The organism is Bacteroides sp. FSHCM14E1, assembly GCF_019633785.1.
Lineage (GTDB): Bacteria > Bacteroidota > Bacteroidia > Bacteroidales > Bacteroidaceae > Bacteroides > Bacteroides hominis.
This window is the reverse complement of sequence record NZ_JADKYL010000003.1, coordinates 308,608-335,423: the sequence shown is the minus strand read 5'-3', so window position 1 is coordinate 335,423 and position 26,816 is coordinate 308,608. Positions and strand designations below refer to the sequence as shown.

Below are 26,816 nucleotides of genomic sequence, written 5' to 3'. Positions count from 1 at the left end.
AAGTAAATTTACGCTCGTAAAGAAACTATTTAATCAATATGGACTCATGGTCTATTTAAATAGCTGGATTAAAAAGAATCTGATGATAGGTAAGAGAAAAGAGGCTTTGCCGTAATATCGCCAAAGTTCTTCTGGAACTTTTTTCGCGCCAGATAAAATAGGTCACTGAAATGCTGATAGTGATGTAACTGAGCCATGCCCACCAAGTAAGGTACCATGGGGTATTGATATGTATTTGTAATAAGATCTCCTGTGCTTTGCGCATTTTCAGGGAGTTGCCTTTTTGCCGTACGTGTAACACGTAGTCTCCAGGATCCAGATTGGTGTATTTCAGGCTTGTTTGTGAGGTGAGTGACCATTGCTTGTCAAAACCTTCTAACTGATACTCATACCAAGTATTATTCAGTATATCCACATAGTTGGAAGAAGCAAACTCAATAGTCAGGTTATTTTGGGTGGCATTTAGATTTATTTCCCGGACAAAAGGGAGCCCTTCTGTCAGTATACGACTTTTGTCATCCGGACTTATCCGTGCGTTGTTGACGGATAAACTTGAAAAATAGAGTTTAGGTTTGGGATATTCTTTGTTCAGGTCTTTTTCCAGAAAAGAACTAAGCCCTCCTGTACCTCCGATAAATATAGTATGGTCACTACACATCCATACACCACAACCATTAATGATGGATGAAAGGGACAGTCCGTTATCCAGTTCAATGGAACGGAATGATTCGGTGGTTGGATTAAACAGTGTGATACCCCGATCACTTGTGATGAGTATGTTGTCTGTCGAAGTCTGTAGAAGATTATAGCAATAATTACTGAGTAATTGGTTCTGCTCGGGAGTATAGTTGATGCAGGTCTGAGTTTGTTCGTTATAACAAAAAAGTCCTGAACCTAAAGTGGCGATATAAAGATATTGATTGTTACCTTTCAAAATCTTGCTGATGCCGAACTGTCCAATGGATGCAGGCAGACTGAATGATTTGACTTCTTCAGGGTGTTTCAGATTTATACTATATAAGTTAGTACCTGCCGACAACCAGAGAAAACCTTTGGGATCAATGGTGAAAGTTTGATAGTAATATCCGTCATAAAGCAAGCGGAATTCATTTGTATCGGGATTCATGGAAAAAACTCCGTTACGAGCGGAAACGATTAGCTGGTCGTTATAGAAAGATACTTGGAAGATAACATCATTGGGCTCTTTGAGGCCTTTCGTGGAATGATTGAGGTAGTTGTAAAAACGTCCGGTCTTGCGGTCGAACCGGGAGAGTCCTCCCATATGTGTACCGATATATAAGCAGTCTCTTTTAGGGTCGTAACAAATACTTTTCAGATTATTGTGGGGCAGTGAGTTGGGGCCTCCGGCAGTGTAAGTGGTGAAATGTCCCGCTTGTCGGTCTAAGCATGCCAATCCACCACCATCGGTGCATATCCATAGGTGGTGATCTTTGTCCTCGGTCATAGCCCCGGCGAACGGGTAGTTGAGACAGTCGCTACGATCGGGATTATAAGTGTAGTAATTGAATGCGTTGTTATCCGGGTTAAAGTAGTTGACTCCTCCATAATAACTACCTATCCAGATAGTGCCTTGTACATCCTGATAGAGTGAAAATATAGAAGAATGGCTGAGTCCTCCCGGGCGTTGTTCTTGCTTGATGAGGCTGTAGGTTTGGGTGCTTGGATCATATTTTTGTAAACCGTCGAAGGTCCCGAACCAGATGTTTCCTTGCTGATCTTCTACAAATTCACGTATTTGTTCGCTGGAAATGCCGTTTGGTGATGAGGGGTCATAAGGAATGCGGTTGATTCGTCCGTTCCGGTTGATACGGTATAGCCCTTGTGTACGGCAGCCTACCCAAAGTTCCTGACAGGAGCTTTGAAAAATACGATAAACATCTACTTTAGGGATCAGGCATTGAACCCTCCCTTTGTTTTCCGTGGTATATAGACCTTCTTTGGCACCGATATAAAACCTGTTGCCATTTATCGTCAGATAGTTGATGGATGATATACCTGTTTTTAATTGAAAGTCTAATTGATTGTTTTGGGGATTGTATCGGAAAATAGAGTCGTGTCCGGCACACCATATCTCACCGGCATGAGATGTTAAAGCATAGACAGATCCTTGACGCAGACGTTCGAAAGTCTCTTTACGAATATCGTATTTCAATAAAGCACGATCAACAATTAAAAACACATCTCCGTTTTGACTTCCAGTAATGGCGCTCACCTCATTCCCTATCAGAACTTTCTGATCCGGTTGATTCCCGTTCTGGATCCATGCTTTATAAACCGTCATCCTATCACTATTGTAGATGTTGACCCCTTCACGTGTACCAAACCACATTCTACCCAGTTTATCTTGATAGATAGCCATAACAGACGATTGCGAAAGACCTTCTTCTCTACCTATGTGTTTAAAATATCCGGCGTATGATAATTGAACGATGAAAATGCCGATAAAAGAAAAGGCTAATTTGTGTTTATTCATAGTTATTCCGTATTTATAAACGCAAATATATAAATAACAGATAGATTTAGTATACCAACTCTATGAAAAAAGTATATAAACAGAAATAAACCTCCCTACCATTCAACAGATAGGGAGGCTTGTGGGGGAAATCGTAGGTTTATCGGATGCTTTCCTGTATTTTCGGTTTCAGGATAGCGGTCCAGAGATCGTAGCCATTCTGATTCATGTGCAGGCCGTCCGGTTTAAAGATATCTTTTCGCAGTTCTCCGTTTGCACCGTACAAGCAAGAGGCTACGTCGACATAAGTGAGTCCGTCCGTCTTCGAAGCATACTCTTTAAGCAAAGTATTAATGATTTCATGCTTCGGAATCATCTCCTTGCGTGCGAGCGAAGGCTTATAGGAGAGAATGAATATCGGAATATCCGGATAGTCCCGTTGCAGCCGGTTGGTCAGTAAACGAAAAAAGTCGAATGTTTCTCCGACAGTCAGATCCTCGGGGGTACCTGCAAGATCATTTTCTACATAAACCACGATACTGCGCGGGTGATATCCCCGGGCAATCACGTCGTAATTATAAAGCATGTCTCGTAAGGCGGCACCACCGTATGAACGGCGGAGAATCTTCAGTGGGGCCATGTCCCGGTAAATGTTATCCCACAAGTTGATGGAAGAACTGCCTAAAAAGAGAACGTCGCAAGAAGTATCTTTCAATGTCCGGTTTTCTGTTTGGTACCGGTCTATTTCTCCTTGGTATCGGGTTACCCATGTAACCGGATCCGTGTGGCGGACAGGAAGATATTCGCTAAAGCGCACAGAATCCTGTGGCGTTTGTACCTCTGCTGCAACACTCTTGCAGCAGAGGAGGACAGTACAAAAGGTGATAAATATTGATTTTATCATTTATTTCTTTACGTTAAATCCAAGTTTCTTCAATCCGTTCTGCACGTCGGGATGACTCATGAAAAGTTTCCATAGAAGTCCGGTCCGGTAGTTTTCTATCATTACGGCTATCGGCCCTTGGTCGATGGCCAGATATCGCTTCGGATACCAGTCCGCGGTTTCGCTGAAGGCATCATAGAATCCGTAAGGACCGAATACCTTATCTCCCATCTGATACAGATGACGCATCACTTGCAGTGACTGGTCCGGTGTATAGACGATGGAAGAGAGGGCGGCGGTGGGAGAGATCACTCCCCGGTCATCACGTTCCAACGGGCCGTGGGCAGCATATCCATCCACGGAATAACTGGCGGTCAGCCCCCAGCAGTCAGCCCCGTAACCTTTATAATGTTTGGGGTTGCGGATGCAATATTCACGGTTTACCAGTGTAAGATTTCGCATCTCGTTGAAGTAGCTCGGGCAATATTCATCTTTCAAACCCACCGGATCGAGTCCGAGGAAGGAATACTGCGCCCAGAACAACGGACCGACTTCTCCACCCTGATAGCGGAGATGCAGTTCGATACCCTCTACCCGGTGTGGAGAAACAATCGCGCCATTCTGTGCCCATCCTTCATGATATACCGCAGCCGGCACTCCATGAGTAGGAGAAGCAGCGGCAAGGATATACATAATCAGGCATTCATTGTAGCCGTGTACCGGAAAGTTCATTTCCCAACCATATTCCGGACTCCAGTGCCAGTAAAGCACATTTTGCCCGTCACGGCGATACCAGTTCCAGTCTACCTCCCGCCATAGTTTATCGATACGTGCCGCAAGAGCTTTCTCTTCGGTTGAACCTCCTGCATAGTATTGATGTACGGCCAGCAAACCTTGCATCAGGAAAGCTGTTTCTACCAGATCGCCTCCATTATCTTTTTGTCCGAAAGGTTGCACACGTCCCGTTTCACCGTTCCACCAGTGTGGGTAAGCGCCTTTAAAGCGGTCCGCCTTTTCCAGGAAACGGACTATTTTCTCCATGCGGCGCAGCCCTTCTTCCCGGCTGACGTATCCACGATCGATACCCGCCAGTATGGCCATGATGCCGAAGCCGCTTCCTCCTGAAGTAACAATCTCCGGACCTCCGGCCGGATATTCGCCATCCATATGATAGCGTTCGCGTGCCAGTCCGCTATTGGGTTCGGCTGCTTCCCAGAAATAATTGAAGGTTCGTCGCTGGACGGTATCCATCAGGGCATCGTCTGTCAGGGTAGCGGCAGAAGAAGGTTTATCCTTTGGCTTGCAAGCTACAAGAAGAAAAAGAGCGAAGAGGAAGAAGAGGAGCTTGCTGTTGTGAGTGACAAGTTGGGTATTCATAATGATTTCTTGTTTGTAATGGTTTTGGTTTCACCACAGATTACACGGATTTTCACAGATTAATCATTTATCCCGTTGATATTTAAGATTAAAATTCTGTGTTAATCTGTGTAATCTGTGGTGAGATTAATTCATTTCTATTCCCTTGTGTATCCGATTCAACGCAACGTGAACCGTGCCGTTTTCACGTTCTGGCTGTCAGGTCCTATCATCACATCGAAATCGCCCGGTTCGGCTACGAATTGCAGGTCGGCATTGTAAAACTTCAACATTTCCGGAGCAATCGTAAAACGGACAGTACGCGACTCATTGGGCTGCAGGTAGATCTTTTCAAATCCCTTAAGCTCTTTTACCGGGCGGGTGACACTGCCTACGAGATCACGGATGTAGAGCTGCACTACTTCACTGCCGGCACGGTCTCCGGTATTCGTTACGGTGACGGAGGCTACCAACTGATTGTCCATCCCGATGGAGGGTTGACTTAAAGTGACATCACTGAAGCGGAATGTGGTATACGACAATCCATATCCGAACGGATAAAGTGCATCATTGTCTACGTCCAGATAGTTGCTGCGGAATTTCTCAAACCATTTGCCTTCTTTGAGCGGGCGACCTGTATTTTTGTGTGCATAGTAAAGCGGAATCTGGCCTACATTCTTCGGGAAAGTCATGGTGAGTTTGCCGCTTGGGTTCACTGCTCCGAACAGTACATCGCCGATAGCCAAGCCTGCCTCCGAACCTCCAAACCATACGTTTAAGATGGCGGGTACATTCTCCTGCTCCCAGTTCAGCACCAACGGACGGCCTGTGAAGAGTACGAGAACCACCGGCTTGCCTGTTTTCAGTAGAGCTTCCAGGAGTGTGTGTTGTACGTCCGGCAGGTCGAGGTTGGTACGACTGCTGCTTTCGCCACTCATTTCCGATGATTCGCCCAGCGCGGCAATGATTACGTCCGACTGTGAAGCTATTTTCAACGCTTCGTCCAGCAGTTGCTTGTCAGTACGGTTGTCGCGGTTCAGCGAACGGCCAAACAGGGTGGCTCTTTCCTCATAGGCAGCATCGCTTATCAGGTTACTGCCTTTGGCATAAAGAATCTTTGCCTGATTGCCTACCCACTCGGTCAATCCCTCTACCAAAGATGGGCTCTTGTCCAGAACTGCCGCCACACTCCACGTACCCGGCATATTCGAGCGGGTATTGGCCAAGGGACCTATCACTGCGATGGTACCGGTGGGTGAGAGAGGGAGAAGGGGAGAGGAACCGGGAGAGAGCTGTCCGTTTTTCAGTAGTACGAAACTTTCTCCGGCAATTCTCCGGGCTACGGCACGATGCTCTTTGGTAAAGATGTCACGTGCCGGACGTTTCAGGTCACAATATTTATAAGGATTGTCAAATAATCCCAGTTTATATTTGGCTTCCAGAATGCGGCGGCAAGCGGTATTAACGGTTTCTACCGATACTTTGCCTTCTTCGATCGATTTTTTCAATGTGCCGGCGAAGCCTTCACTGACCATGTCCATATCTACTCCCGCATTGATGGCACGTGCCGATACGGTTTGCAGGTCGCCAATCCCGTGTTCTATCATTTCAGAGATTCCGGTGAAGTCTGTCACTACGAATCCGTTAAATCCCCATGCTCCACGCAGCACATCGGTCATCAGCCATCGGTTGGCAGTTGCCGGCACACCCTCCACTTCGTTGAATGAAGCCATTACACTGCCTGCTCCGGCTTCAACACCAGCCTGATAGGGGAGCATGTAATCGTTAAACATCCGTTGGCGGCTCATGTCTACGGTATTGTAGTCCCGTCCGGCTTCGGCTGCCCCATACAAGGCAAAATGCTTGATACAAGCCATGATCTCATCGTTACGGCGCATATCTTTTCCCTGATATCCGCGTACCATGGCTTGGGCAATCTGAGCTCCGAGGAAAGGATCTTCGCCCGAACCTTCGGATACCCGTCCCCAGCGTGGATCGCGACTGATATCTACCATCGGACTGAAAGTCCACGAGATGCCGTCAGCGCTTGCTTCGATGGCTGCGATACGTGCCGATTCTTCGATGGCCGGAATATCCCAGGTACACGAAAGCCCCAATGGGATAGGAAAGATGGTTTCGTAGCCGTGAATCACGTCCATACCGAAGAGCAGAGGGATACCCAGACGGGAATTTTCTACAGCCAGACGTTGTACGTCACGAATTTTATCCACTCCTTTCAGGTTGAAGAGTCCACCTACTTCACCTCGCTTTATCTTGGCGGCGATGTCGCTGCTTTTAGCTTGTCCGGTGGTGATTTCACCTGTTACCGGCAGGTTAAGCTGCCCTATTTTTTCTTCCAGGGTCATCCGTTTCAGCAGATTGTCGAGGAAACGGTCCATGTCCTGAGGAGCTTTTTGCGCTTGCAGCCCCAACGGGAGTAAAAGTGCAAGCAGAATGAGTAAAGAATATTTCTTGTTCATAACTGTATATGGTTAAGAGTTCACCACAGATTACACGGATTATCACAGAGAAGAGATCCATTGGATTGATAATCTGCACTTAATATATCTATGATAATCTGTGTAATCTGTGGTGAAACTCTGAGATTAATAATCCGGGTTCTGTACCAATACGCCTTTCGACTTGTCTATCTCGTCCTGTGGAAGTGGCAGCAAGGCATTCTTGGGTTGATAACCCGTTTTGCCAGCAGCATGTAGCACTTGCGAAGCGATACCCCAGCGTACCAGGTCGTAGAAACGTCCCGATTCCAATCCGAGTTCTACCCGTCGTTCATGCCGGATGGCATCACGCAACACGGTCTGATCCAATGAAGTCACTTTGGGCAGAATGTCCGGATTGTTGCCACGGGCGCGGGCACGTACCATTTCCAGATAACCCGATGCTTCGCCTGTTTTACCTAACTCATTAGCCGATTCTGCAGCCATTAGCACTACGTCGCCATAGCGGATGATACGGATGTTCACCCAGAAACCATGACGGGTAAACTCCTCACGAAGTGCCGGGTTGGTATAAGCTTTCTTGTTAAAGTAAGCCCCGTCAGCCTGTGATACCGGAGACTCTCCATAAGGCTTGTTGGTGTTTTCAGGAGTAATCGGGTCGTCATCCGAACGGCGGAAGTAGAGCAGGGTAGCGTCTTTGCGCGGGTCACCCGGTTCGAATGCTTCACCCATCAGTTCGGTTCCCATATGCCATCCCCAGCCAAGGTCCCATTGGCCGGAGCCGCGTACACCTTGTACCTCGCAGAACTGACTGCCTATTTTATCACTTGCAGGCAGGGCGGCAGTCGATGCACATTGCAGCTCAAATACCGACTCACTGCTGTTTTCGCCATCATCGGTAAAGATAACGTCATAAGGAGTGTCCAGATTATACTGTCCGGAATTCATTACATCGGTTGAGGCAGTATACATGTTCTGCCAGTCGTTACGCATCATATACGTGCGGGCATGCAGTGCACGGGCACTTCCCCAGGTTAGACGTCCCAGGTAAGCAGACTGCCATTGACGGGGTAAAAGCCCTTCAGCCTGTGTCAGGTCTGAGTCGATCTGTTTATAGATCTCTTCGGCGGTGGTCTTCGGTACATTGGCTTCCGAGGCGTCGTTCACTTTGAAAGTGACCAACGGCACTTCGCCGAATGCACGGACCAGGTTGAAGTAACAGTAAGCACGGAAGAAAAGAGCTTCTCCCTTATTCCGGAGATCATTTTCTTCTGTCAGGTTACCTTTCTCGATGGTTTCTATCACGTCGTTGCATTGATAGATGATAGCGTAATTCTGGCTCCAGTAGGCTTTGATCAGTCCGTTATTGGTATTGTACTGGAAATCATCGTACATGGCAGCCTGATCGGCACCGTCGCTCGCCGTACTTCCTTTTTCCGAATCTTCCGAGCGGAAATATTCGATGGCAAAGGCCGGGATACCTGCGGTAATGTTATAGTTACGCATCATGGTGTAGATATTGAAGACTTTTCCTTCGGCAAGTGCTCCGGGATTATCATCTTCGGTGAACTGCCCTTGAGGGTGACGGTCCAGAAAATCGTTGCAACTGCTGAAGCTCAGAGCCGATACGGCTAATGCAATGGGTAGGATGTATTTATTTAGTTTCATACTCTGCTTCGTTAAAATGTTAAGTTAATACCAAATGTATAGACTGCCGGTACCGGATATGTTCCGTTATCCACTCCGAAGGCAATGGCCGATCCGCCGATTTCCGGTGTATAGCCTGTGTTATGCTTCCACGTCTTCAGGTTTTGTATGTTGACATAAACCTTCAGAGCCTGCATGCGTATTTTCGCCAGCAAGGTTTTGTCGAAGTTGTAAGCCAGTTGGAGGTTACGGATACGGAAGAAGCTGCCGTCTTCGATGAAGTACTCGGAGTTCTCGCTGTTGATGGCATGTTTTGTATTCAGCAGGGGTTGCGTGTTCGATGTGCCTTCTCCGTGCCAGCGGTCGAGACGTTGCTCCATATAATTGAACTGTGCCCAGTTATAATTGTCCCAGGTACGGTAAATCTGATTGCCGCCTTGTCCCATCATTTCCATGCTGACTTCCCAGTTCTTATATGAAAGGCCGAGGCTGATGCCGTATGTTACGTCCGGTGTCGGATCACCGATCATCGTGCGGTCGTCCGGTGTGATTTTTCCATCTCCGTTTACATCGGCAAACTTAAGGTCGCCGGGTGTGACGGTTGCCAGTGTATTCGCCGGTGAAGCGTCGATCTCGGCCTGGTTTTGGTAAACGCCCGCTACTTTGTAGCCATAGAAATAACCGATCGGATAGCCTGCCATTGTGTAGCTTTGGCTTTTGTCGCCTGCGATGATGGAGTATCCTTCCTGTACCAGACTCTTCACTTTGTTACTGATAGTGGTCAGGTTCGCGCTGACAGAATATCCCCAGTCGCCGATCTGATCTCTCCAGGAGGCCATCAATTCGATACCTTTGTTCTCTATTTCTCCAAGATTTCCGATACCCGGTACGGTTCCCGACAATCCCGGTACGGTAGCCAGCAGGTCTTTGGTATTCTTTTTGTAATATACTCCTTCCAGATGGAAGCGGTTGCGGAACATATTGGTCTCGAATCCGGTTTCCCATGCTTCTACTTTTTCCCAGCGGAGGCGCGGGTTGGGCAGGTAAGCCAGTTGGTAACCCGGATAGATGATAGCCGGTTTGCCGAATACGGCGGCGAAAGCATTCTCCAACAACGGTTCTGCCGGATAAGCCCTATCCATATTCTGGTTACCTAATGTGCCCCACGAACCTTTCAGTTTCAACATGTCCAGCCATGTGATGTCTTTCATGAACTCCTCTTCAGTCATCAGCCATCCGGCACCTACAGAGTAGAAGTTCTGCCATTGGTTGCCCGTGTATGCGAAGGCCGATGAGCCGTCACGACGGAACGAGCCGTTGAACAGGTATTTCCCTTTATAATTATAGATGACACGGGCCAGCATGGACACGGTGGTGCGTTCCCACTGTGTACTTCCGTTGGTAGCGGTAGCCAGATCGCCAATGCTGACGAACCATTTATCGGGATTATTCGGAATTACCAGCCCGATACCCTGTCCGCGCGAAGCATCCAGTCCGCTGAGTGAATTGTAGTAGGTTGTGAAACCGGCAGTAGCGGTCAGGTTGTGTGTACCATCGGCAAAACTGTTTTGGTATGTCAGCAGATAGTCACTCTGCACTTTCGTTTCGTTTTGTTTGTTCTGGCTCACTTCCGTCTTTCCCGTTCCGAGTGTAGCCACATTGCCGGCTACGGTTGCGTCATATACTTTAATGATCGGTTTGTAAGTCCGGCTGTCATTGGTGGCATAATCCATGGAGAACATTGCTTTGAATGTGAAATGCTTCAGGAAATCCACTTCACCGTAAATGCTGCCCGATGCACGGTAATTGATGGTGCGGGTGGTGTTGGCACGCAGATCTACGTCAACCAACGGATTGGTCATCTGTGCTTTCTGGAATTCCGGCAATGAAGTATACAGACCGTATTCTTCGTTGTAAACCGGAGCTACAGGAGTGGTACGGATAGCGTTCAGAACCGTTTTGCTGTCGGCCGGGAGCATTCGTGCTCCGTTGAACTGAAATCCCACTTTGATATCTTTGGTGATCTTATAATCATTACTTGCATTGATCGTCACTTTGCTATACTTCTCATGCTTAATGTTTCCCTGTTCGTGCGAGTAGCCCACACCGAGATAGAAACTATGTTTTTCCGAAGCACCTGTGATACTGATATTATTGTTCGTGATGAATCCGGTCTGGAATATTTCGTCTTGCCAGTCCGTATTTGCGTTCCAGTTGCTGAAGTCGAATGGGGTGTTTCCCTGATTCGCCATCTGCTCGTTATAGAGTTCCTTGAACTGTGGCGCATTCACCATTTTGATTTTGTCTACTACGCTCTTCCAGCCGAAAGAGGTGTTGATGTTGACCAGCGTCTGTCCCTCTTTGGCGCGTTTGGTAGTTACGATGATCACGCCGTTGGCACCACGTACACCGAAGATAGCCAATGAAGAGGGGTCTTTCAATACTTCCATCGATTCGATGTCTTCCGGGTTCAGGAAGTTGATATTGTCATTGAAGAGTCCGTCTACAATATACAGCGGCTTGTAACCATTGATGGAGTTTGTGCCGCGGATACGGATTTCGGGATCGGCACCTGCCTGTCCGGAATTGACAATCTGCACACCGGCAATCTTTCCTTGTAGGGATGATAGTGGGTTAGTGGCCGGTTTGTTGGCTATTTCCGAACCCTTGATGTTGGTGATAGAACCGGTCAGGTCACGTTTCTTGGCACTACCATAACCGATAATTACTGTTTCGGCAAGCATTTGGGAGTCGTCTTTAAGCGTGACATTAATCACAGTCTGCTGCCCCACTTTGATTTCCTGCTTTTCATATCCTACATACGAGAATACGAGTACATCGTTGGGCGTTACCGAGATGGAGTATTTGCCATCCATATCGGTGATGGCTCCGGTAGAAGTCCCTTTTACCAGAATAGATGCGCCGATCAGGGGCTCATGGGTTGAATCTGTAACAGTACCCGTTACTGTTTTGGTTTGCGCCATGGCTACCGATGCGCTCAGCAGTAGGCACGTCAGGATAAATACACTTTTTAGCCATAAGGCTCTCTTCTGCCGAAGAGGTCGTAAAGGTTTAGTCTTCATTGCATTAAATTTTACCATTGTATAACTATTTTGATTTAACACACCTTCTGCCAGTTCTCTTTCAGATACTCGATAGCTATATCGACGGCAAAAGTACCCAATGAAACAAATAAATGTCGAAAAAGATGTGAACGGATTCAAACTCCCTGCACTTTTAACATATGTCGGACTTGGAATCCGACTAATGTATTTTTATATATGGCTCCCTGAATGGATCGGTCAAAAACAATTCGCCCAGATGATAGAAACATCACCTGGGCGAAACCATTTATACTGTGAGGACTATCCTTCGGTGCGACTTGGCCATTTGCTTCAAAACCGCTCTTGGCTCAATCTCTTGTTGCAGTGGTAACGTGGGAATTTGATATAGTTCTTTTTGTGTGTTTATAAAGGTGAGACGCATAAATATATAAAAAAAAGATGCGTTTTCTTTATACGTTCATGGAGATATATAAAGAAAATACGTTTTTTTTTACATTGATATAGTCTCTGAGCGAACCGGATAGAAACAATTCGCCCGGGTGATGTTTCCATCATCCGGGCGAAACCGTTTAAATTTGTACTTCGATATTCAGCTTACCGCCAAGCCCCCTTTCAACTATATCTATCAGGGTTTTCAGGGTCAAGTTACCTCCATCATTCTCTACTCTTACTACACATAATAAACGTGTCCGTTTAGGTTTATAATTGCTTTGCTGGGTTGATGCCGCTTCCCTCTCTGAGAATTATATTCACTAATACGGGCACGTCCCAGTTTTAAATCTGCTATATGGAAAATTACGACAAGCAAAACTTCTTCGGCCTACCACACAAAGTCGCTTACTACTTGGTGATTAGTACATGGATCATCAGTATATATGCATTGTAGGACAACAAGAAATCATCCGGCAATATCAAAGTATAGTAGACGAAACCATACACAACAATCAAACCCAGATTGAGCCCAGCCGGACACTACTCAAACCTGAACCGCCGTTTGACTGTATGACGATCAGTGAATACAACTACATCTTTAACCCGGAAAATGACGGAAACCGATAGAGGGGTATTTTTCTTCTTTTCATGCACAAAGATAGGTCGCAGCCGTTCATCCATCAATGACCGCTACGCTATTTCAGCACAAAATATCCTGCGCTCCTGCGTCGTGCGGTATTTTCTGCCAAAATTCATTGCCGGCTGCCCGTCCGTGTCCTGATGGATGTTTAAGAAAAAAGGGAAAAAATGTGTAGGGGCTGCGCTGGTGATACCGGAAATTATGTGCACTTTTGTATGTTTCCAGCAGTGTAGGCCTTGTCGGTTACTTGGCGGCTGCTGAGAGACGACTATTTAAAAACTTTAGATAAACGGTTCTGCTCCCGTGTCCGATACTGTAATGGGTCGGCATATTTTTCTTTCTTGCCTTGGCATTAAAAGTTTGATAGTTTAAACGGGTAAGCAGAACCGTTCTGTTTTCATTAAATCTCCCCTATACAAAGGACGTTCAGCAAACAATTCCACCTATAAAAGTGTTTCATTGTACATTTTCTGTCGTTTTGCTATGGTTATTTAAAAATTATCACCATCTTTGTGGTGCACTACGTATTTTTATTAATGCGAAACGAAGGGATAACATCTCTTTGTTTTAAACTGGCTACGGACATAATCTATTTTATGTCCGCAGCTTTAGGATAAAACGGCTCTGCCCCCGTGTCTAACTTGTAATGGGTTAGCATATGTTTTTCCTTTGCTTCGCATTGAGATTACGTAGTGCAAACGGGTCAGCAGGGCCGTTCATTTTTCCCTGCCCGATTTACGTTTGAACTATGGGCAAACAATCTACTATCAAAATCCTGTATTTCCGTCGACGCAAAACCAACGCAAGCGGTTGGTATAAGTTGGAATATATTTTTCAGCGAGGTAAAAAGATTCTGCATTATACACTCTCTACCCGGGATTATGAATATTTAGAAAGTTTCTGTTCCCCCTGCATTGCCGAACGTTCAGAAGTGATTGTCTATGTGGCCGAACTTCTTTTGGAAATCCACAAAGTGAAATATTCTCGCTTGAAAGTCACCCCAAGTTATGCCTATGCTACTTCTAAATATAAACCCCGAATCAACCAAATGTGCAAAAAGAGCCGTTACCACAAAACATCTGTCATTATAGACGGGCTATAGTACTTTGATTTTTCATAATAAATTCTCTTTTATAATTGGCCTTGAATCTAAATTCTGCTCACCTAACCAGTTAGCTCGCCGAACCGCTGTCACTCTATCCCCCCGGAGGACAGCGGTTCTCTTTTTGCTTTGCAATTATCAGACTAAGTGATGCTATTGGGTTTAACCTTAAGATAGATTATCGGTCAGGTTAGTGAGTTTTCAAATCAATATCAAATAAGAATCGGGAAGAAACAAGGCAGTTGGTATCTTAAAACATAAACTCTTTAATGGATTGTATCTAAGTGTTTTATGATGAGTCCTGCTACTCGGGCCGATATAAATAGTATACCATTTTCGGTTAAATATTAAAGGAAAACAAAATGCTCTAAACGATATTTTTACCTGAAAAGTGAACTTCTTTCTGTTGTAAATCAGTGAATTAGTTCCTGATGTGCTCCCCAATCGGCGGGTGTAAGATAGAAGATCGAAAGGCGAAAAGTGGTTCTTCTTCAAATTTGGTGGTAAGTTTTCTTTTACTCATGGAATCTAATTTAGTTTTCGGACGTGTAAGCCCTCTTTTATAGTTGACAAAAAAGCAAGTATCCCGGCTTTCTCCCGAAGAGTCCATCCGTGAGGTGAAGAAGCTAATCTTAGACTAAACCATCTGAAAATCAATATCTTTAGAAAGTAAGATTTCTGTCCTCAAAAGCTTTGTTTTAACATAGAGTTAAAGCTTGTTCTTTGGATGTGAATAAGAAGTTCTTTAAATGCAAAAGACTTGTTATTTGCGCACAAGAACCTGACAACCTGCAAAAGACGTTAACAATGTTAATTGAAGAAAGGTATAAGGATGAAGATACCGGTTCAGACGGCGTAAACTCACTTCTGAAACCTGAGCTATCTTATTCAGCCGGTGTCTATTTTTTCTTATTAAAGCAAAAAGGACAATTATCAACTTGAAAATAAAGAAATAAAGAATTTACCACCAAATTTGAAGAAGAACCTTTTTTGTCTGAGAGGGGAAAGAAAGCAAATTATGATACCGGATTAGTCACCGATTTTGTATTTTTCGGATCAGCGTAAAACCGTGGCCAAGCCTTTTTGGACATAGCGGATTAGCGGATTGAAACGTATAGAGAAATACACCTGTGCGGTGGATAAATTAAAAAAGGAAGCAATAAACAGTTTGCCCAAACTAAAGTTTTAAACTATAAAACGTTGTATTTTGCTATAACTTCTTACAATAAAGGAGTTTAGAGTGGTATTTTAAAGATGCAGGTAACGATTTGGTGATGGAAGTCCTGCTTCGGGTTACACTGCTTTGCATTGTTTCAAATATCTCAATACAAAGATAACCATTGTTTTTAATATAGGTAAATCGCATCTCCATTATTTCCATATAGTATTGAGAATCAATTATAATGGATTAAATACGTATCCTTTGTAATCAAAATAGTTGGAAGAAAACTCTTCGATTATTTTGGGGGCGGTTACTCAACGGTTGATTAACCAATGGCCTCATAAGAACGCTGTAATATTGCACCATGAAAACAATAAATACAGGTCATTATGAATAACAGAAGAACTAAAGGAAACGGACAGATTATCCATCTGCTCAGTACCATTTTCTCAAAAGTAAATTCTATTGAGAAGTTGCTTTCGGCCGCCATTCCCAGTATGCCCGACAATGAGATACTCTACTCAAAAGGTGTGCGCCTGCTTACTAAAATGTCGGACAGGACACTGCTTAGAAGGCGTAATGACAGCTCACTTTCCTTTTACAGGGACAAGGGAAAGATTCACTATCTCCACATGGATGTTCTGAAAGCCGTATTACTTGAAAAAGAAGAAAACTTAAAAGGAAGTATTATGAGAAGAATGATTAAAATTGAGAGTAGCTCATTCGCTGCTCTCGTGAGAAATCACAAAAAGACATTGAATATGTTGGCAGTGATGCAGCATATCTGTCGGGACAATAATGTGGTGCTGTCCATGTTACCGGATGAAGTCTGCGAGTTGATTAACCTCGATCCTGCGGAAATTGAGAAACAACGGTTGAACGGCCGACTTCGTTTCGCAGAAGAAGAGAACGGTACAAGGTATTATTTTATCGTGGATATTATCAATCTGAAGGATTCCATCGACAGTAAGACGATAGTCAGATAGGTGGAAAGTCTTTCTTTTGAGGAAGAATAATCTTCGGTCAGTCCCGAACTAACAGACAAGGGTACGGCAGGCAATCCGGATAAATCCGACCCTGCCTGCCGTACCTTTGTCATTTCCTGAAAACGGCTCTTTGCCGAAACCTGCGGAAGTGAAGTTTACGTAGCTTCCGGGGAGGCCGCAATGTGCTGTGGGAAACATTTAGGATATTTTCTTCAATCCCGTGTGAGGGACGATTACCTTCAAGGAAGGTACATGCCGGGCTGCTACCATATCGCTACCGATTACAAGCTCATTATTATTTGTATTCTCTTCTTGTTTTTTCGGCTGAATAGTCAATTGTATTTGCCTGTTCAAGGCCAGTATATCCTTATTAAGCCGTTTTAATTCCTCCTCTTTAGGCCATGTGGTCGAAACAATCCCTTGTAACACGGGAAGGTTCTTCTCCATCTCCGCGTTCTTTTCCTGCCGTTTGGCAATTATATCGGGAATACGTTCCAACGCATTGATGAAATTGGTTACCGCCAGTTTCGGGTCTTTAGCGGTATATCGTGTGGATAACAGTTTGCGGATTAACCGATGGAGAGTTTGCTCTTGTTGGTTTTCGCTTTGAACGGGGCCACATGGTGCGCTGTTTTCTGCTGGGCTTTCTTCTCCTTCCCCCCCGGTGAGCTGCGGTTTGTGCTCGCGGGCGTTCTTGCCGATGAGCAGGTTTTGCTTTTGTTACTGAAACGGACGTCATCGGAGAATAACTGTTTGGTCTTCGGATTGCGCATGTTCTCAATGGAGACCATCCCGTGATTTTCCAGTATCTTCTTCTGTTCGGGAGTTACTTTCGTTCCAAGAATGGTTTCGCTGATTCGCAGTTTCTCATCCGATTGCTTGAATGTGATGCCTTTCGATGCGGCATCCACGAAAGCGAACCGGAAAGCATCGTATTATTTTTGCGTTGGATGTCATTGATAGGAGCCTGCCCACCGCCGGCTAATGTCTGTTTCTGTGTATCGTCCAGCCGCTTTCCGTAGATGTAGTCCGGTATCTTGATGGCATCTATGGGCATGGTGATAATACGGTTGGTCGGCTAATGGAAACTGACATAGCAGTTGCAGACTTTTCCGGTGAAGGAATTTTTCATCTCTTTGGTGGCTCTCAGTGTACCCGTTTCACGAAGTTGGTCTTTTTCCGCATCAGAGAATACACTCTTGTAGGCGGATTGTTCAAATTGTGGGGTGTCGATTCGGCTTAGTGTCCTTAATTGTACCTTTCCGCTCTCGTCTTTTACGCAGATAAAACAGGCTTCGTTCATCTCTTTGCGCTCTCCGTTCACCTCTTTACTGATAGGGAAAAGCGGTAGAGGTGATTTTGCCTTTCAGCAGTTCTCCCATCGCACGGTTCTCGAATAGCAGTTGTTTGTCGATGCCAAGGGTGTTCAGGTCTTTCCACGGTAATTGATGTTCATCGAATTTGTAACGTCGTGCGAGTTTGGCGATATGCCCTTCATCGTTCAGTTCGCTGTTCTCTACCAATTTCTTGCCATCCATGCCAGGGGCTTCCTCTTTTCGGATTTGTACCACCGCGTTAAGTGTCTTTTCCAACAATACCAACGGTACGAGGAAGAAACTGAAACTGCTGGGGTTGTCATACTGGTTTTAAAATTGGAGAAGAAAAGCGCCAGCGATGTGGTATTGCTGAGTCTAAGATAGTCGGGATACCACCTCGATGCTACTGTCATTCTCATTCATCTTTGATACCACCGCCGTTTTGTTCGTTCTCTTGTCAAGGACTGCCATTACGTGCCCGTCCTTCACCTCTTCTTGTTCTTGCTTCTTTTTAGCCATACATTGAAAATTTAAGTGATAGAATAATTGATTTGTACGGGAAGACTTTAGCCAGTGGCTGCGAAGATATGGTATTAAAAAGCTGGATATTACGTTTCTGAGGTGGTAGGGAATGATTGGTGGGAGATGGTGAGAAATGGCGATGCACTTGTATAATTAGTAAAATTCTTAGAAATTTGAACAAAAGTTTGTGTATCTGTAGAAAATTTGCGAATATTGTATTTAATTTATATACAATTCTAGTATAACTTAAAATAGCATTTACCTAATAAGTAGTAATATGAAAGAAGATAATCACACGATTAAATTTTATTTGGGAGAAGAAACAGCACCTGTGATTGAAGGGTTGGATAGATTAGATGAATCTATATTTCACTATCAGATACGACAAGCACTAACTGTTTTAGCATCAAGACTAGAAGATAACTCATCTGAAAATGAAAATAATAATATTATAGCTTTCATAGGTGAAAGAGGTGCTGGAAAGACATCATGTATGTATTCAACCATCAAAGTCTTAAGTGATTTTAATAATACAGACTGTAATAGGAATAGAAAAAAACATATCAATAATGATATTGATAATATATTGATAAAAAAACGTTTTTCGTTCATAGAAACCATTGATCCCTCCTTTTTTGATACAAAACATAATATAATCGAATTAGTAATCGGTAAAATGTACTCTAAGGTTAAAGAATTGGAAAAGGGAGATCATCGAAATGATGAAATAGAACATCAATATCTCCATTTTTTATTAAAAGAGTTTCAAATGACCAAGACTCATTTACGATATATTAGCAGTGATTTAAAGTTGGAAGATGATACTATGGAAGAGCTTGCTTATCTTTCATCTGGCATAGATTTAAAGCATAGCATGCAAAAATTGATTACAGCTTTTTTGAAATATAATCAAAGTGATGTTTTGGTGATCAGTTTGGATGATATAGATTTGAATACAATGCAGGCATACACTATGGTTGAACAAATACGTAAGTATCTAATTCTTCCTAATGTAGCAATTTTTATGGCAATAAAATTAGATCAATTATCTAATGTAATTAGATTGGAACTATCAAAGCAGTTTAATGACTTATTGCGCATAGAACAAGTCTCATTTTCAGAAATAGTTGAAATGTCTGAGAGATATTTAATGAAATTAATACCATTACAATCTCGTATATATCTGCCAATGCCAGAAACCTTTTTTAACCATGCGCTCGAAATATATGATGATCAGCAATCTTTACTGGTTAGATTTGATTCGATCAAGCAATCTATTCCACAATTAATATACGAAAAGTGTAGGTATTTATTTTATAATACTAGAGGAACTACTAGCTTAATTGTCCCCAGAAATCTACGAGAATTACGTATGCTTATACGCATGCTAATTATAATGCCTGAATATATAAAAAATTCCACAATAACCTCTGGAAATAAGCAAATTTTTAAGCGATATTTTTTTGGGAGTTGGCTTGATTCTTTAAACAAGGACAATAGGGATATTGCAAATGCTATTTTAGCAGAAAACGAACCTACTTTGTTTAACAAGACTGTAATTCAAGAACTTTTTAGACTATACTTCAACAATAACAAACAGAATATCCCTGATCATTTTCATGATATTGTAGATATACAAAATCTTTCATTTAATGTCTCTTTGGGTGACTGCTTTTATTTCATGAACTATATTGAAAGTATTAATTTGAGTCCAGAAACAAAGAAATTATTATTCTTCATAAAGTCAGTATATTCAATTAGGTTATATGAATATTATGATGAGTTGACAGATGCACTTAGGGATAATACAATTCCTCAAATTCAGGATGATACTAATAGTAAAATAGATAATCAGCCTTATAGAGCCGAAATTTTAGAGCAATATTCATTGTATGAAAAAATAATAGGAGGAAGTTTTTATTTGTTAGAAGGAGATACTTTGATTGGGTCCCAAAGAATTCACGGTGGGTTTATTGGTAGAGAGTTGCGCTTAATTAATGGGAAAGCATTAAACCAATTAATCAAAGACATTGTACAGAGCAAACCATTCACGGAAATTAGTATGGAAAATGATCGTACTTACATACTTAAACTCCGATTGGCAGAATTTTTTATGTTGACAAGCTCTCGTTATGTGTGGACAACTGATGCCACTATAAATGAATCAGGTATGCATAAGTATCGTCTAAATTCTCCTGCATATTATGAAAGAAATTTAAGCTTAACGACTAATTTGTGTTTTGATGTTCTTGCTCCTCTATATTCAATGATAGATATACAACGAACTTATGGAAGATTCAATTCTGATATATTTAATATTGCTTTAAATTGCGAATATTCATTATATAACTCATTATATAAGTCACCAAAAGAAAACAAGAAGTTACGCAAGGAGAATTTTTTGTCAAAAATAAGCCTTAGGAATGCTGAAATAATTGATGACTTAATTACAAAGTTGAAGTTAAACAGAAGGCCTTTAGGACAAAGTGATGATAATGTTGATATACTAAAAAACTTCTATAAGAATATTGGTTTGTATGAAATTGCATCATATGATTATGAAGAAGAGGGAAGTAAAACATATTATCAAATTAAAATGGATGTTTTTAAGGAGTTTGAAAAAGTTTTATCGGAGATAGATAAAGATTTATTCGAGGCTATTTTTACCTCAAAGCCCAATAAAAAAGAAAATATGGATGATTTTGACCTAGAATTTGAAGATTTTTTAGGCAAATATAAAACCATGGGACAGACATCCATAATTTCGGGTTTAAAAAAATACAATCATGATTTTTATACAATAATTGGTGAAGAGAAGATTAAAGAAATTTTTCCAGAAAAAACAAATCTTGGTGTAGAAAATCATATAAAACCTCGATTAAAGGAATTGTGGAAAAAAGTCCAAAAAGAGTCAGAGGTGGAAAGTGAAGATACTGAAACCTTAGATGAAGTGAGTTCTGAAAATGTTTCTCAAGGATTAATACTAGGTGAAACGGATATGAATAATAAATTAGAAAAATAGTTTCACATCATTTTTAACAAAATTACATCATGGATTTTATTCGTTTAGCACTTGAGCATATTTTTTGCAAATATCCATATGATAGGTTGGTGTGTAACTTTTATAATAATAAAATTTTTGATTTACATGACCCAATAGACAAAAATGTATTCATACGAAATATTAATGCTAAAAATCCTATTTATTCAGATGACACATTAGAGTTGTTATATAATATTTACAAATCAGAGTGGTTGCTGTATCCTACTCTTAATAAGCCATTAGATTGTATTGAAAATAGGCAGAAAAATATATTTCACACTTTACTTCATTTTACTAATAAAATTCTAAGAATCAAAGAAGGAAAAGCTGTTGTTAGATTTGAACAATTATTAAGATGGCGTGAGTTGTCCTATTTGGTTGGAGAAGATCTATTGATTTGTTCTTTTTTGGCTCATCAAGATTGTAAAACATTTATTCATCGGACTGATTTTTCGTGGTCAACAATATGTATTAATGATGATCTAGACCTGAGACATCTATTAAATAAAAAAATAGCAGAACTGCATTTTCATTTAAAGGGTTCGTCTGATAATTTTGAAATCTCGTGGATATGTTTAATGAACCATATAACAAAGCGTTCGAAGGAATTCAAAGAATTAGATAAGAATGTAATGTCAAATAATACAACTATAGAAAGAGATTTATTGTATTCCTCATTCTATAAATTATGTATTGATGCTGCTTATTTGAGATTAAAAATATTTCGCTTTATTGAACAAAATAGCAACAATATATTCTTTAACGCATTTGCTATTAGTACATTTATTGAGGAAACAGAAAATTTGCAATACGAAATTAATATTGAAAGAAATAATTGTCATAGTTTAATAGAAAATTATTGTTATGATTATACGGTTAAATTAGAGAATAATAATACGGATATATTAGATGTTTTTAGCGGTGAAAGAAGGCTATTATATGCATCCTTTAAATATATTTACGAGGGTTCAGATCCAGATGGACATTTTACTTTTCTTGTATTTAGGTATGTACTAGCAAAAGCTCATTTAAGAATGGAGTTAATTCAGGTGAATGAGCAAAAGGGATTTAGCAACTTCTCAAAATACGAAAATCGAAAAGAGATGTTTGTTGAAAGATATGTAAAGTATAAATTATTAGTTCCACGTATTGCTATCCATGAAAGTGTAAATAAACACGGGGTTAATTATATAGAAGCAAGAGTTACTCCCAAAAATAGTGTTATAGATATGCGTTCATTGATTGTAAAGTTGAATGCCGAAATCGATAAAAGTGTACAGACTAAAGATAATAAAAAGTTATTCTATATTTGTCATTTTATAAAACAAAAAGATTTTTTCAATAAGGACAGTATAGGAGTAGTTGAACGTCATCACAAATTACGAATCAATATTAAGAAGCAGGTACAAGCAATAATGCGATTAAGACATGAGTCACCATTAATAGCGGCCAATATATTAGCGATAGATGCTGCTAATAGTGAATTATATTGTCGTCCAGAAGTGTTTGCTCAAGCTTATAGGTATGCTCAGTCATTTGCGAATTTTACATTATACAGTCCTTTGAATTACATGACTAAACTATCTGATTTGAAATATACTTTTCATGCAGGAGAAGATTTTTTTGATATTGCTGATGGGTTGAGAGCCATAGATGAAGCTATTCATTTTCTGAATTTGCAAAGAGGTGATAGGTTAGGGCATTGCTTAGCATTGGGAATTGATCCTGTAAAATATTACATTCAAAGGAACAAGCAGGCTATAATTCCTAAAATGTTATTTTTAGATAATGTAGTTTGGCTTAAATATAAATTGAGGTATTTTAATATTGATACGCCTCCGTCTATTGATGATTTTATAGAGACAATATATGAGAGATTGTATTTAGAAATATATGGAGGAAAAATTCCTACAATACGTAGCTATTGTCACTCTATGAATTTGCGAGGTGATGATCCCTATTATTATTTAGACTATCAGACCATTGAAAAAGTAAAAATACCTTTTGGATGGGATTCGGTTTGTTTTGACATGACGCTTCAAGTGAGGGAAAGTAGATCTGATGCAGTGGCGCGAGAGTTATATTTTCGATATCATTTTGATAAAAATGTTCGTATTAAAGGAGATGAAGTCATTAACTTTACTTTGTCCAATGACTATATAAATGTTATTAAAATGTTACAAGATAAGATGATTCATGAGTTGACGAATCGTCATATTATTGTTGAATGTTGCCCAACATCTAATTTAAAAATAGGTTCATTCAACAGGTATGATGAACATCCAATATATCGTTTTTTCGATATAGCTTTAACAAAACCTTCTAATAATCAACTGCAAGTAACAATAAACACTGATGATCAAGGAATATTTGCAACCTCTCTAGATAATGAATATGCATTAACAGTATTATCTTTGTTGAAAAAGAAAAATGATGACGGGAATTTTTGTTATTCACGTCATCAAGTGCTTAAATGGTTAAATGAAGTGTATGAAAATAGCAATAAGTATAAGTTTATGACAGAGTAATTTTACTTTTTCCAAACCATATTTATCGCTATTTTAACACATTTAATTGGGCTCGTTTAGTAAATGCTTGAGCTTCGGCTCATTCTCTATCCGAATCAACTCCCTTTCCAGCAGCTCCACAATATCCTGCTTGATTTACCGATAGTTGGCCTGTATCTGCTGCTCCATCGTGTCGTTGCCGTTCTCATCGAGGAAGCTACTGATTTCGGGGATGGACTGGTAGGCAGCGGTTTCACGTTGCACGGTATCGTTATCTACCACAATCTGCGCATGGAAGATTTTCTGGTCGATGGTTTCGCCGAAGTTATCCTCTACTGCACCGACAAACATACCTTGTGATAACGTACTGATTTTACCGGCGGGTATTAGGCTATCCAACTGCGTACTGATTGAGGCCGAGGTATCATTACGGTTGATGCTCATGGACTCCCGCCTTTGTAGGATTTTACCGAAGCGTTCGGAGAGTGATTTGGCGATTTCACCTACGACTTGCCCGCTAAAGACATTGCCTACTGTGGACATGATGACGGCGGCCTCCTTGTCGCCGTAGTCACGTTTTAGCTGGTTGAAGTCCTGAAAACCTAAGACGACCGCTACCTTATTACTTCGTGCCGTGGCTATCAGGTTATCCAGACCTTTGAAGAATATCGTGGGTAGCTCGTCAATGATGACACAACTTTTGAGTTGCTTTTTCTTGTTGATGAGCTTCATGATACGCGAGTGGTACAGACCGAGGGCCGCTCCATAAATGGATATTCTATCGGGATTGTTACCGACACATAATACCTTTGGCTCTTTGGGATTATTAATATCCAATGTGAAGTCACTGCCGGACATAACCCAATAAAGCTGTGGGCTTATCAAGCGGGAGAGCGGTATCTTGGCGGATGCTATCTGACCGTTCAACTGTTCGGCGACTCCGCCTTTCCTTTTCCTCTCTTTTCCTTGTAGGATTCAAGCTGTTCTCTGAACAGTCCCATCATAGTGTGATAATCATCCCCGAAACCGACATAACGGTTATAGACTTTCTTGGCGGTGACAAAACTATCATGGTCGTAAATGTACTGATAGTGCTTTGTAATTTGCGTCTTGATGTTGTCAAGCTCCTGATTCAACCTACGGGCTTCTTTGGATTTGCCTTTTGCCCGGTTGGCCTTCACGTCCCACAAAGGAAGGGACACTTCTCTCTTACAACTGAAACGGGCTTGGATTCCATTAATGGTGATACGGCCCATTATTGGTGCCTTACCATTTTTTACTGACTAGTTTTTGATGTAAAATAACACCTTGAATGTACGTCTCATAACTCAACTTTTTTTAGTTACCAATTTAATTGTTGTTGATTTACTTGAGGTTATGCAAAAGTAGACAACAAACTGAAAAATAATCAGTTAAGCTGTACATGACGGCATATTGGAGATAGTTACGATTTGGTAACGAAACTCCCGTCCAAATGTGCTTTTCTTGGCTTCCCTTTTACCGCCTCGCTAAAAATAATGTTTTATAACTATTTGATTTTTAGCATGATTGCGTTATCTTTGCGCATCTTTTGAAAATACTTGGTTTTATAGTTTAAAAACTTATCTTTGTAACTATGAATTTTGAAGCATTAGTAGAACATATCAGTAAGATACAGAACACGTTGCAGGCACAAGCTGCACATGCTGTAAACCTTGCCCTTACTTCTCGTAACTGGCTTATGGGTTATTATATCGTGGAGTTTGAACAGAACGGAGAAGACCGTGCCGCATACGGTGAACAACTGCTGAAGAAGCTGGAGTAACGTTTGAAAATTAAAGGGCTGAATGAACGTAGATTTCGTGAATTTAGGCGGTTATACCTTATTTACCCACAATTAAAAGAACCTGTTACACAATACATTGCAACACAAATTCAAATTCGGCAGTCATTGACCGCCGAATTCACCGAACCAATTCGGCGGTTGACGACCGCCGAATCTGATAATGGCGTTTGGAAACTACCAACAGAACACCCACAAATCGAAACATGGATGATTCCTGCTGATAGATTATTCAACAGATTATCTTCCACCCATTTAAATACCATGTCGGGAATTGAGAACCCGGTAAAACGTGCTTTCTATGAAATGGAAACTATTCGTGGTTGTTGGTCTGTAAAGGAGTTGGAGCGACAAATAGCATCCTTATATTATGAGCGTAGCGGACTATCCAAAAATAAAGAAGCCCTCTCTTCCTTAGTCCAGCAACCTTATTACAGCCCAAAGATGTTATCAACACTCCTGTTACTTTGGAATTTTTAGGACTAAATGACCGTGCATTGGTGACGGAAAACGATTTGGAACAATCCATTCTTGATAACCTGCAACACTTTCTGTTAGAAATGGGACATGGCTTTTGCTTTGAAGCCCGGCAAAGACGTATCTTGATTGATGAAGATTATTTCTTTGCCGACCTTGTGTTCTATCATCGCATTTTGAAATGTCATGTTATTGTGGAATTGAAGATAGACAAGTTCCACTATGAGTATGCTTCACAACTGAATATGTATCTGAACTATTTCAAAGCAGAAGTGATGCAGCCAGATGATAATCCACCTATCGGCATTTTGCTTTGCACAGAAAAGGGAGATACATTGGTAAAGTATGCCACTGCCAGATTAGACCCCAATATATTTGTTCAGAAGTACATGATAGAGCTTCCAACCGAGGAAGAAATAAAGAAATTCATATCTTGTCAGAACTATTAAAAAAATATTTGCATATGATACGAGTTCGTTTTTTTTAATATAAGAGACATAGCTCTTAATGAAATACATAACTCTAAAAGAACTATATCAATAGCTGTTGCATGGTTTACTCAACGAGATTCATTTAATGCTATAATTGGAGCTATAGAAAGAGGCGTAAATATTTCGCTTATGCTTATCAACGATATTATCAATCGCAATGAATATGGTCTTGATTTTTCATTATATCTTCAAAAGAGGGGTAAATTATGTTTTGTTGATAGTATTTTCGGATAGCTTATTGTTACAAATAAAAAACCCGCTAAAACAATTGTTTTAGCAGGCTTTTTATACAACATTGAAAGTTTGTGCGGATGATAGGACTCGAACCTACACGTCGCGAGACACCAGATCCTAAGTCTGGCGCGGCTACCAATTACGCCACATCCGCTCACTAAATGCTCACTCGTTTGGAGTTTTGCGCTGCAAAGATAGA

General features: G+C 41.5%; 17 protein-coding genes, 1 tRNA gene and 7 pseudogenes. 8 read left to right on the top strand and 17 right to left on the bottom strand.

What is annotated here, in order from left to right; genetic code table 11:
- Positions 1-55: 55 nt before the first annotated feature.
- The 7 genes and pseudogenes from ISX59_RS07050 to ISX59_RS21195 all read right to left on the bottom strand — a co-directional run.
- Positions 56-2,494 carry a two-component regulator propeller domain-containing protein gene (locus ISX59_RS07050; protein WP_220575767.1) on the bottom strand — a complete coding sequence of 813 codons (2,439 nt, stop codon included), beginning with the start codon at positions 2,492-2,494 and terminating at the stop codon, positions 56-58.
- A 139-nt stretch (positions 2,495-2,633) separates the two neighbouring features.
- A complete protein-coding gene (locus tag ISX59_RS07045; RefSeq protein WP_032540359.1) occupies positions 2,634-3,377 on the bottom strand; it encodes an SGNH/GDSL hydrolase family protein in 744 nt (247 codons plus the stop codon).
- The gene (locus ISX59_RS07040; RefSeq protein WP_032531082.1) at positions 3,378-4,733 is read right to left on the bottom strand and encodes a glucoamylase family protein; all 1,356 of its coding nucleotides are present in this window, start codon (positions 4,731-4,733) and stop codon (positions 3,378-3,380) included. It lies immediately after the preceding gene.
- A 158-nt stretch (positions 4,734-4,891) separates the two neighbouring features.
- Positions 4,892-7,192, bottom strand: a complete 2,301-nt coding sequence (gene bglX, locus ISX59_RS07035) for a beta-glucosidase BglX (RefSeq protein WP_005811975.1) — start codon at positions 7,190-7,192, stop codon at positions 4,892-4,894.
- A gap of 126 nt (positions 7,193-7,318) precedes the next feature.
- Entirely contained in the window at positions 7,319-8,839 is a 1,521-nt protein-coding gene (locus ISX59_RS07030; RefSeq protein ID WP_005779130.1) for a RagB/SusD family nutrient uptake outer membrane protein, read from the bottom strand.
- 11 nt (positions 8,840-8,850) lie between these two features.
- The gene (locus ISX59_RS07025) at positions 8,851-11,919 is read right to left on the bottom strand and encodes a TonB-dependent receptor (RefSeq protein ID WP_220575766.1); all 3,069 of its coding nucleotides are present in this window, start codon (positions 11,917-11,919) and stop codon (positions 8,851-8,853) included.
- A 533-nt stretch (positions 11,920-12,452) separates the two neighbouring features.
- Positions 12,453-12,557 (bottom strand): annotated as a pseudogene (locus tag ISX59_RS21195) (transcriptional regulator); the annotation flags it as partial.
- A gap of 1,146 nt (positions 12,558-13,703) precedes the next feature.
- Between ISX59_RS21195 and ISX59_RS07020 the strand changes: the two are divergent.
- The 5 genes and pseudogenes from ISX59_RS07020 to ISX59_RS07005 all read left to right on the top strand — a co-directional run bounded on the left by ISX59_RS07020 (position 13,704) and on the right by ISX59_RS07005 (position 16,205).
- Positions 13,704-14,057 (top strand): hypothetical protein, encoded by a 354-nt coding sequence (locus tag ISX59_RS07020; RefSeq protein ID WP_220575765.1) that lies wholly within the window; start codon positions 13,704-13,706, stop codon positions 14,055-14,057.
- A 729-nt stretch (positions 14,058-14,786) separates the two neighbouring features.
- Positions 14,787-15,013: pseudogene (locus ISX59_RS21410) on the top strand (hypothetical protein).
- A gap of 143 nt (positions 15,014-15,156) precedes the next feature.
- A pseudogene (locus ISX59_RS21405) lies at positions 15,157-15,246 on the top strand (integrase); the annotation flags it as partial.
- 362 nt (positions 15,247-15,608) lie between these two features.
- A pseudogene (locus ISX59_RS07010) lies at positions 15,609-15,899 on the top strand (DNA-binding protein); the annotation flags it as partial.
- Between the two features lie 9 nt (positions 15,900-15,908).
- A complete protein-coding gene (locus tag ISX59_RS07005; protein ID WP_032534527.1) occupies positions 15,909-16,205 on the top strand; it encodes a hypothetical protein in 297 nt (98 codons plus the stop codon).
- Between the two features lie 48 nt (positions 16,206-16,253).
- On the opposite strand, the gene ISX59_RS07000 is transcribed toward ISX59_RS07005, so the two are convergent.
- From ISX59_RS07000 to ISX59_RS21165, 7 genes are all read right to left on the bottom strand, one after another.
- Positions 16,254-16,403 (bottom strand): hypothetical protein, encoded by a 150-nt coding sequence (locus ISX59_RS07000; RefSeq protein ID WP_155268208.1) that lies wholly within the window; start codon positions 16,401-16,403, stop codon positions 16,254-16,256.
- Positions 16,404-16,703, bottom strand: coding sequence for a hypothetical protein (locus ISX59_RS06995; protein ID WP_220575763.1), 300 nt, complete (start codon positions 16,701-16,703; stop codon positions 16,404-16,406). It abuts the gene before it with no gap.
- Positions 16,704-16,774: 71 nt separating this feature from the next.
- The gene (locus ISX59_RS21185; RefSeq protein WP_255580137.1) at positions 16,775-17,116 is read right to left on the bottom strand and encodes a hypothetical protein; all 342 of its coding nucleotides are present in this window, start codon (positions 17,114-17,116) and stop codon (positions 16,775-16,777) included.
- Positions 17,032-17,262, bottom strand: coding sequence for a DUF3945 domain-containing protein (locus ISX59_RS21180; protein WP_230321749.1), 231 nt, complete (start codon positions 17,260-17,262; stop codon positions 17,032-17,034). The genes ISX59_RS21185 and ISX59_RS21180 overlap by 85 nt, the downstream gene beginning before the upstream one ends.
- A 21-nt stretch (positions 17,263-17,283) precedes the next feature.
- Positions 17,284-17,529, bottom strand: a complete 246-nt coding sequence (locus tag ISX59_RS21175) for a hypothetical protein (protein ID WP_255580136.1) — start codon at positions 17,527-17,529, stop codon at positions 17,284-17,286.
- 4 nt (positions 17,530-17,533) lie between these two features.
- A complete protein-coding gene (locus tag ISX59_RS21170; RefSeq protein WP_230585978.1) occupies positions 17,534-17,776 on the bottom strand; it encodes a DUF4099 domain-containing protein in 243 nt (80 codons plus the stop codon).
- Positions 17,777-17,896: 120 nt separating this feature from the next.
- Positions 17,897-18,040: a hypothetical protein gene (locus ISX59_RS21165; RefSeq protein ID WP_255580135.1), complete on the bottom strand. Its 144-nt coding sequence runs from the start codon at positions 18,038-18,040 to the stop codon at positions 17,897-17,899.
- 280 nt (positions 18,041-18,320) lie between these two features.
- Here ISX59_RS21165 and ISX59_RS06985 point away from each other — a divergent pair, with 280 nt between their 5' ends.
- Both ISX59_RS06985 and ISX59_RS06980 read left to right on the top strand, forming a co-directional pair.
- On the top strand, positions 18,321-21,065 hold the full coding sequence (locus tag ISX59_RS06985) for a hypothetical protein (RefSeq protein WP_220575762.1): 2,745 nt from the start codon (positions 18,321-18,323) through the stop codon (positions 21,063-21,065).
- A 29-nt stretch (positions 21,066-21,094) separates the two neighbouring features.
- Positions 21,095-23,614 (top strand): hypothetical protein, encoded by a 2,520-nt coding sequence (locus tag ISX59_RS06980; protein ID WP_220575761.1) that lies wholly within the window; start codon positions 21,095-21,097, stop codon positions 23,612-23,614.
- 42 nt (positions 23,615-23,656) lie between these two features.
- On the opposite strand, the pseudogene ISX59_RS06975 reads toward ISX59_RS06980, so the two are convergent.
- Positions 23,657-24,538, bottom strand: a pseudogene (locus tag ISX59_RS06975) (TraM recognition domain-containing protein); the annotation flags it as partial.
- Positions 24,529-24,918, bottom strand: a pseudogene (locus tag ISX59_RS06970) (Arm DNA-binding domain-containing protein); the annotation flags it as partial. The pseudogenes ISX59_RS06970 and ISX59_RS06975, both read right to left, overlap by 10 nt.
- Positions 24,919-25,208: 290 nt before the next feature.
- On the opposite strand from ISX59_RS06970, the pseudogene ISX59_RS06965 reads away from it, so the two are divergent.
- A pseudogene (locus tag ISX59_RS06965) lies at positions 25,209-26,341 on the top strand (YhcG family protein).
- Between the two features lie 348 nt (positions 26,342-26,689).
- Here the strand turns inward: ISX59_RS06965 and ISX59_RS06960 are convergent.
- A tRNA-Leu gene (locus ISX59_RS06960) sits at positions 26,690-26,771 on the bottom strand.
- Positions 26,772-26,816 lie beyond the last annotated feature (45 nt).

Coding starts and splice junctions, on each gene's coding strand:
- ISX59_RS07050 (WP_220575767.1), bottom strand. CDS start 2,494: ATGAATAAACACAAATTAGCCTTTTCTTTTATCGGCATTTTCATCGTT.
- ISX59_RS07045 (WP_032540359.1), bottom strand. CDS start 3,377: ATGATAAAATCAATATTTATCACCTTTTGTACTGTCCTCCTCTGCTGC.
- ISX59_RS07040 (WP_032531082.1), bottom strand. CDS start 4,733: ATGAATACCCAACTTGTCACTCACAACAGCAAGCTCCTCTTCTTCCTC.
- bglX (WP_005811975.1), bottom strand. CDS start 7,192: ATGAACAAGAAATATTCTTTACTCATTCTGCTTGCACTTTTACTCCCG.
- ISX59_RS07030 (WP_005779130.1), bottom strand. CDS start 8,839: ATGAAACTAAATAAATACATCCTACCCATTGCATTAGCCGTATCGGCT.
- ISX59_RS07025 (WP_220575766.1), bottom strand. CDS start 11,919: ATGGTAAAATTTAATGCAATGAAGACTAAACCTTTACGACCTCTTCGG.
- ISX59_RS07020 (WP_220575765.1), top strand. CDS start 13,704: ATGGGCAAACAATCTACTATCAAAATCCTGTATTTCCGTCGACGCAAA.
- ISX59_RS07005 (WP_032534527.1), top strand. CDS start 15,909: ATGAGAAGAATGATTAAAATTGAGAGTAGCTCATTCGCTGCTCTCGTG.
- ISX59_RS07000 (WP_155268208.1), bottom strand. CDS start 16,403: ATGTTTCCCACAGCACATTGCGGCCTCCCCGGAAGCTACGTAAACTTC.
- ISX59_RS21180 (WP_230321749.1), bottom strand. CDS start 17,262: ATGCCCATAGATGCCATCAAGATACCGGACTACATCTACGGAAAGCGG.
- ISX59_RS21165 (WP_255580135.1), bottom strand. CDS start 18,040: ATGGCTAAAAAGAAGCAAGAACAAGAAGAGGTGAAGGACGGGCACGTA.
- ISX59_RS06985 (WP_220575762.1), top strand. CDS start 18,321: ATGAAAGAAGATAATCACACGATTAAATTTTATTTGGGAGAAGAAACA.
- ISX59_RS06980 (WP_220575761.1), top strand. CDS start 21,095: ATGGATTTTATTCGTTTAGCACTTGAGCATATTTTTTGCAAATATCCA.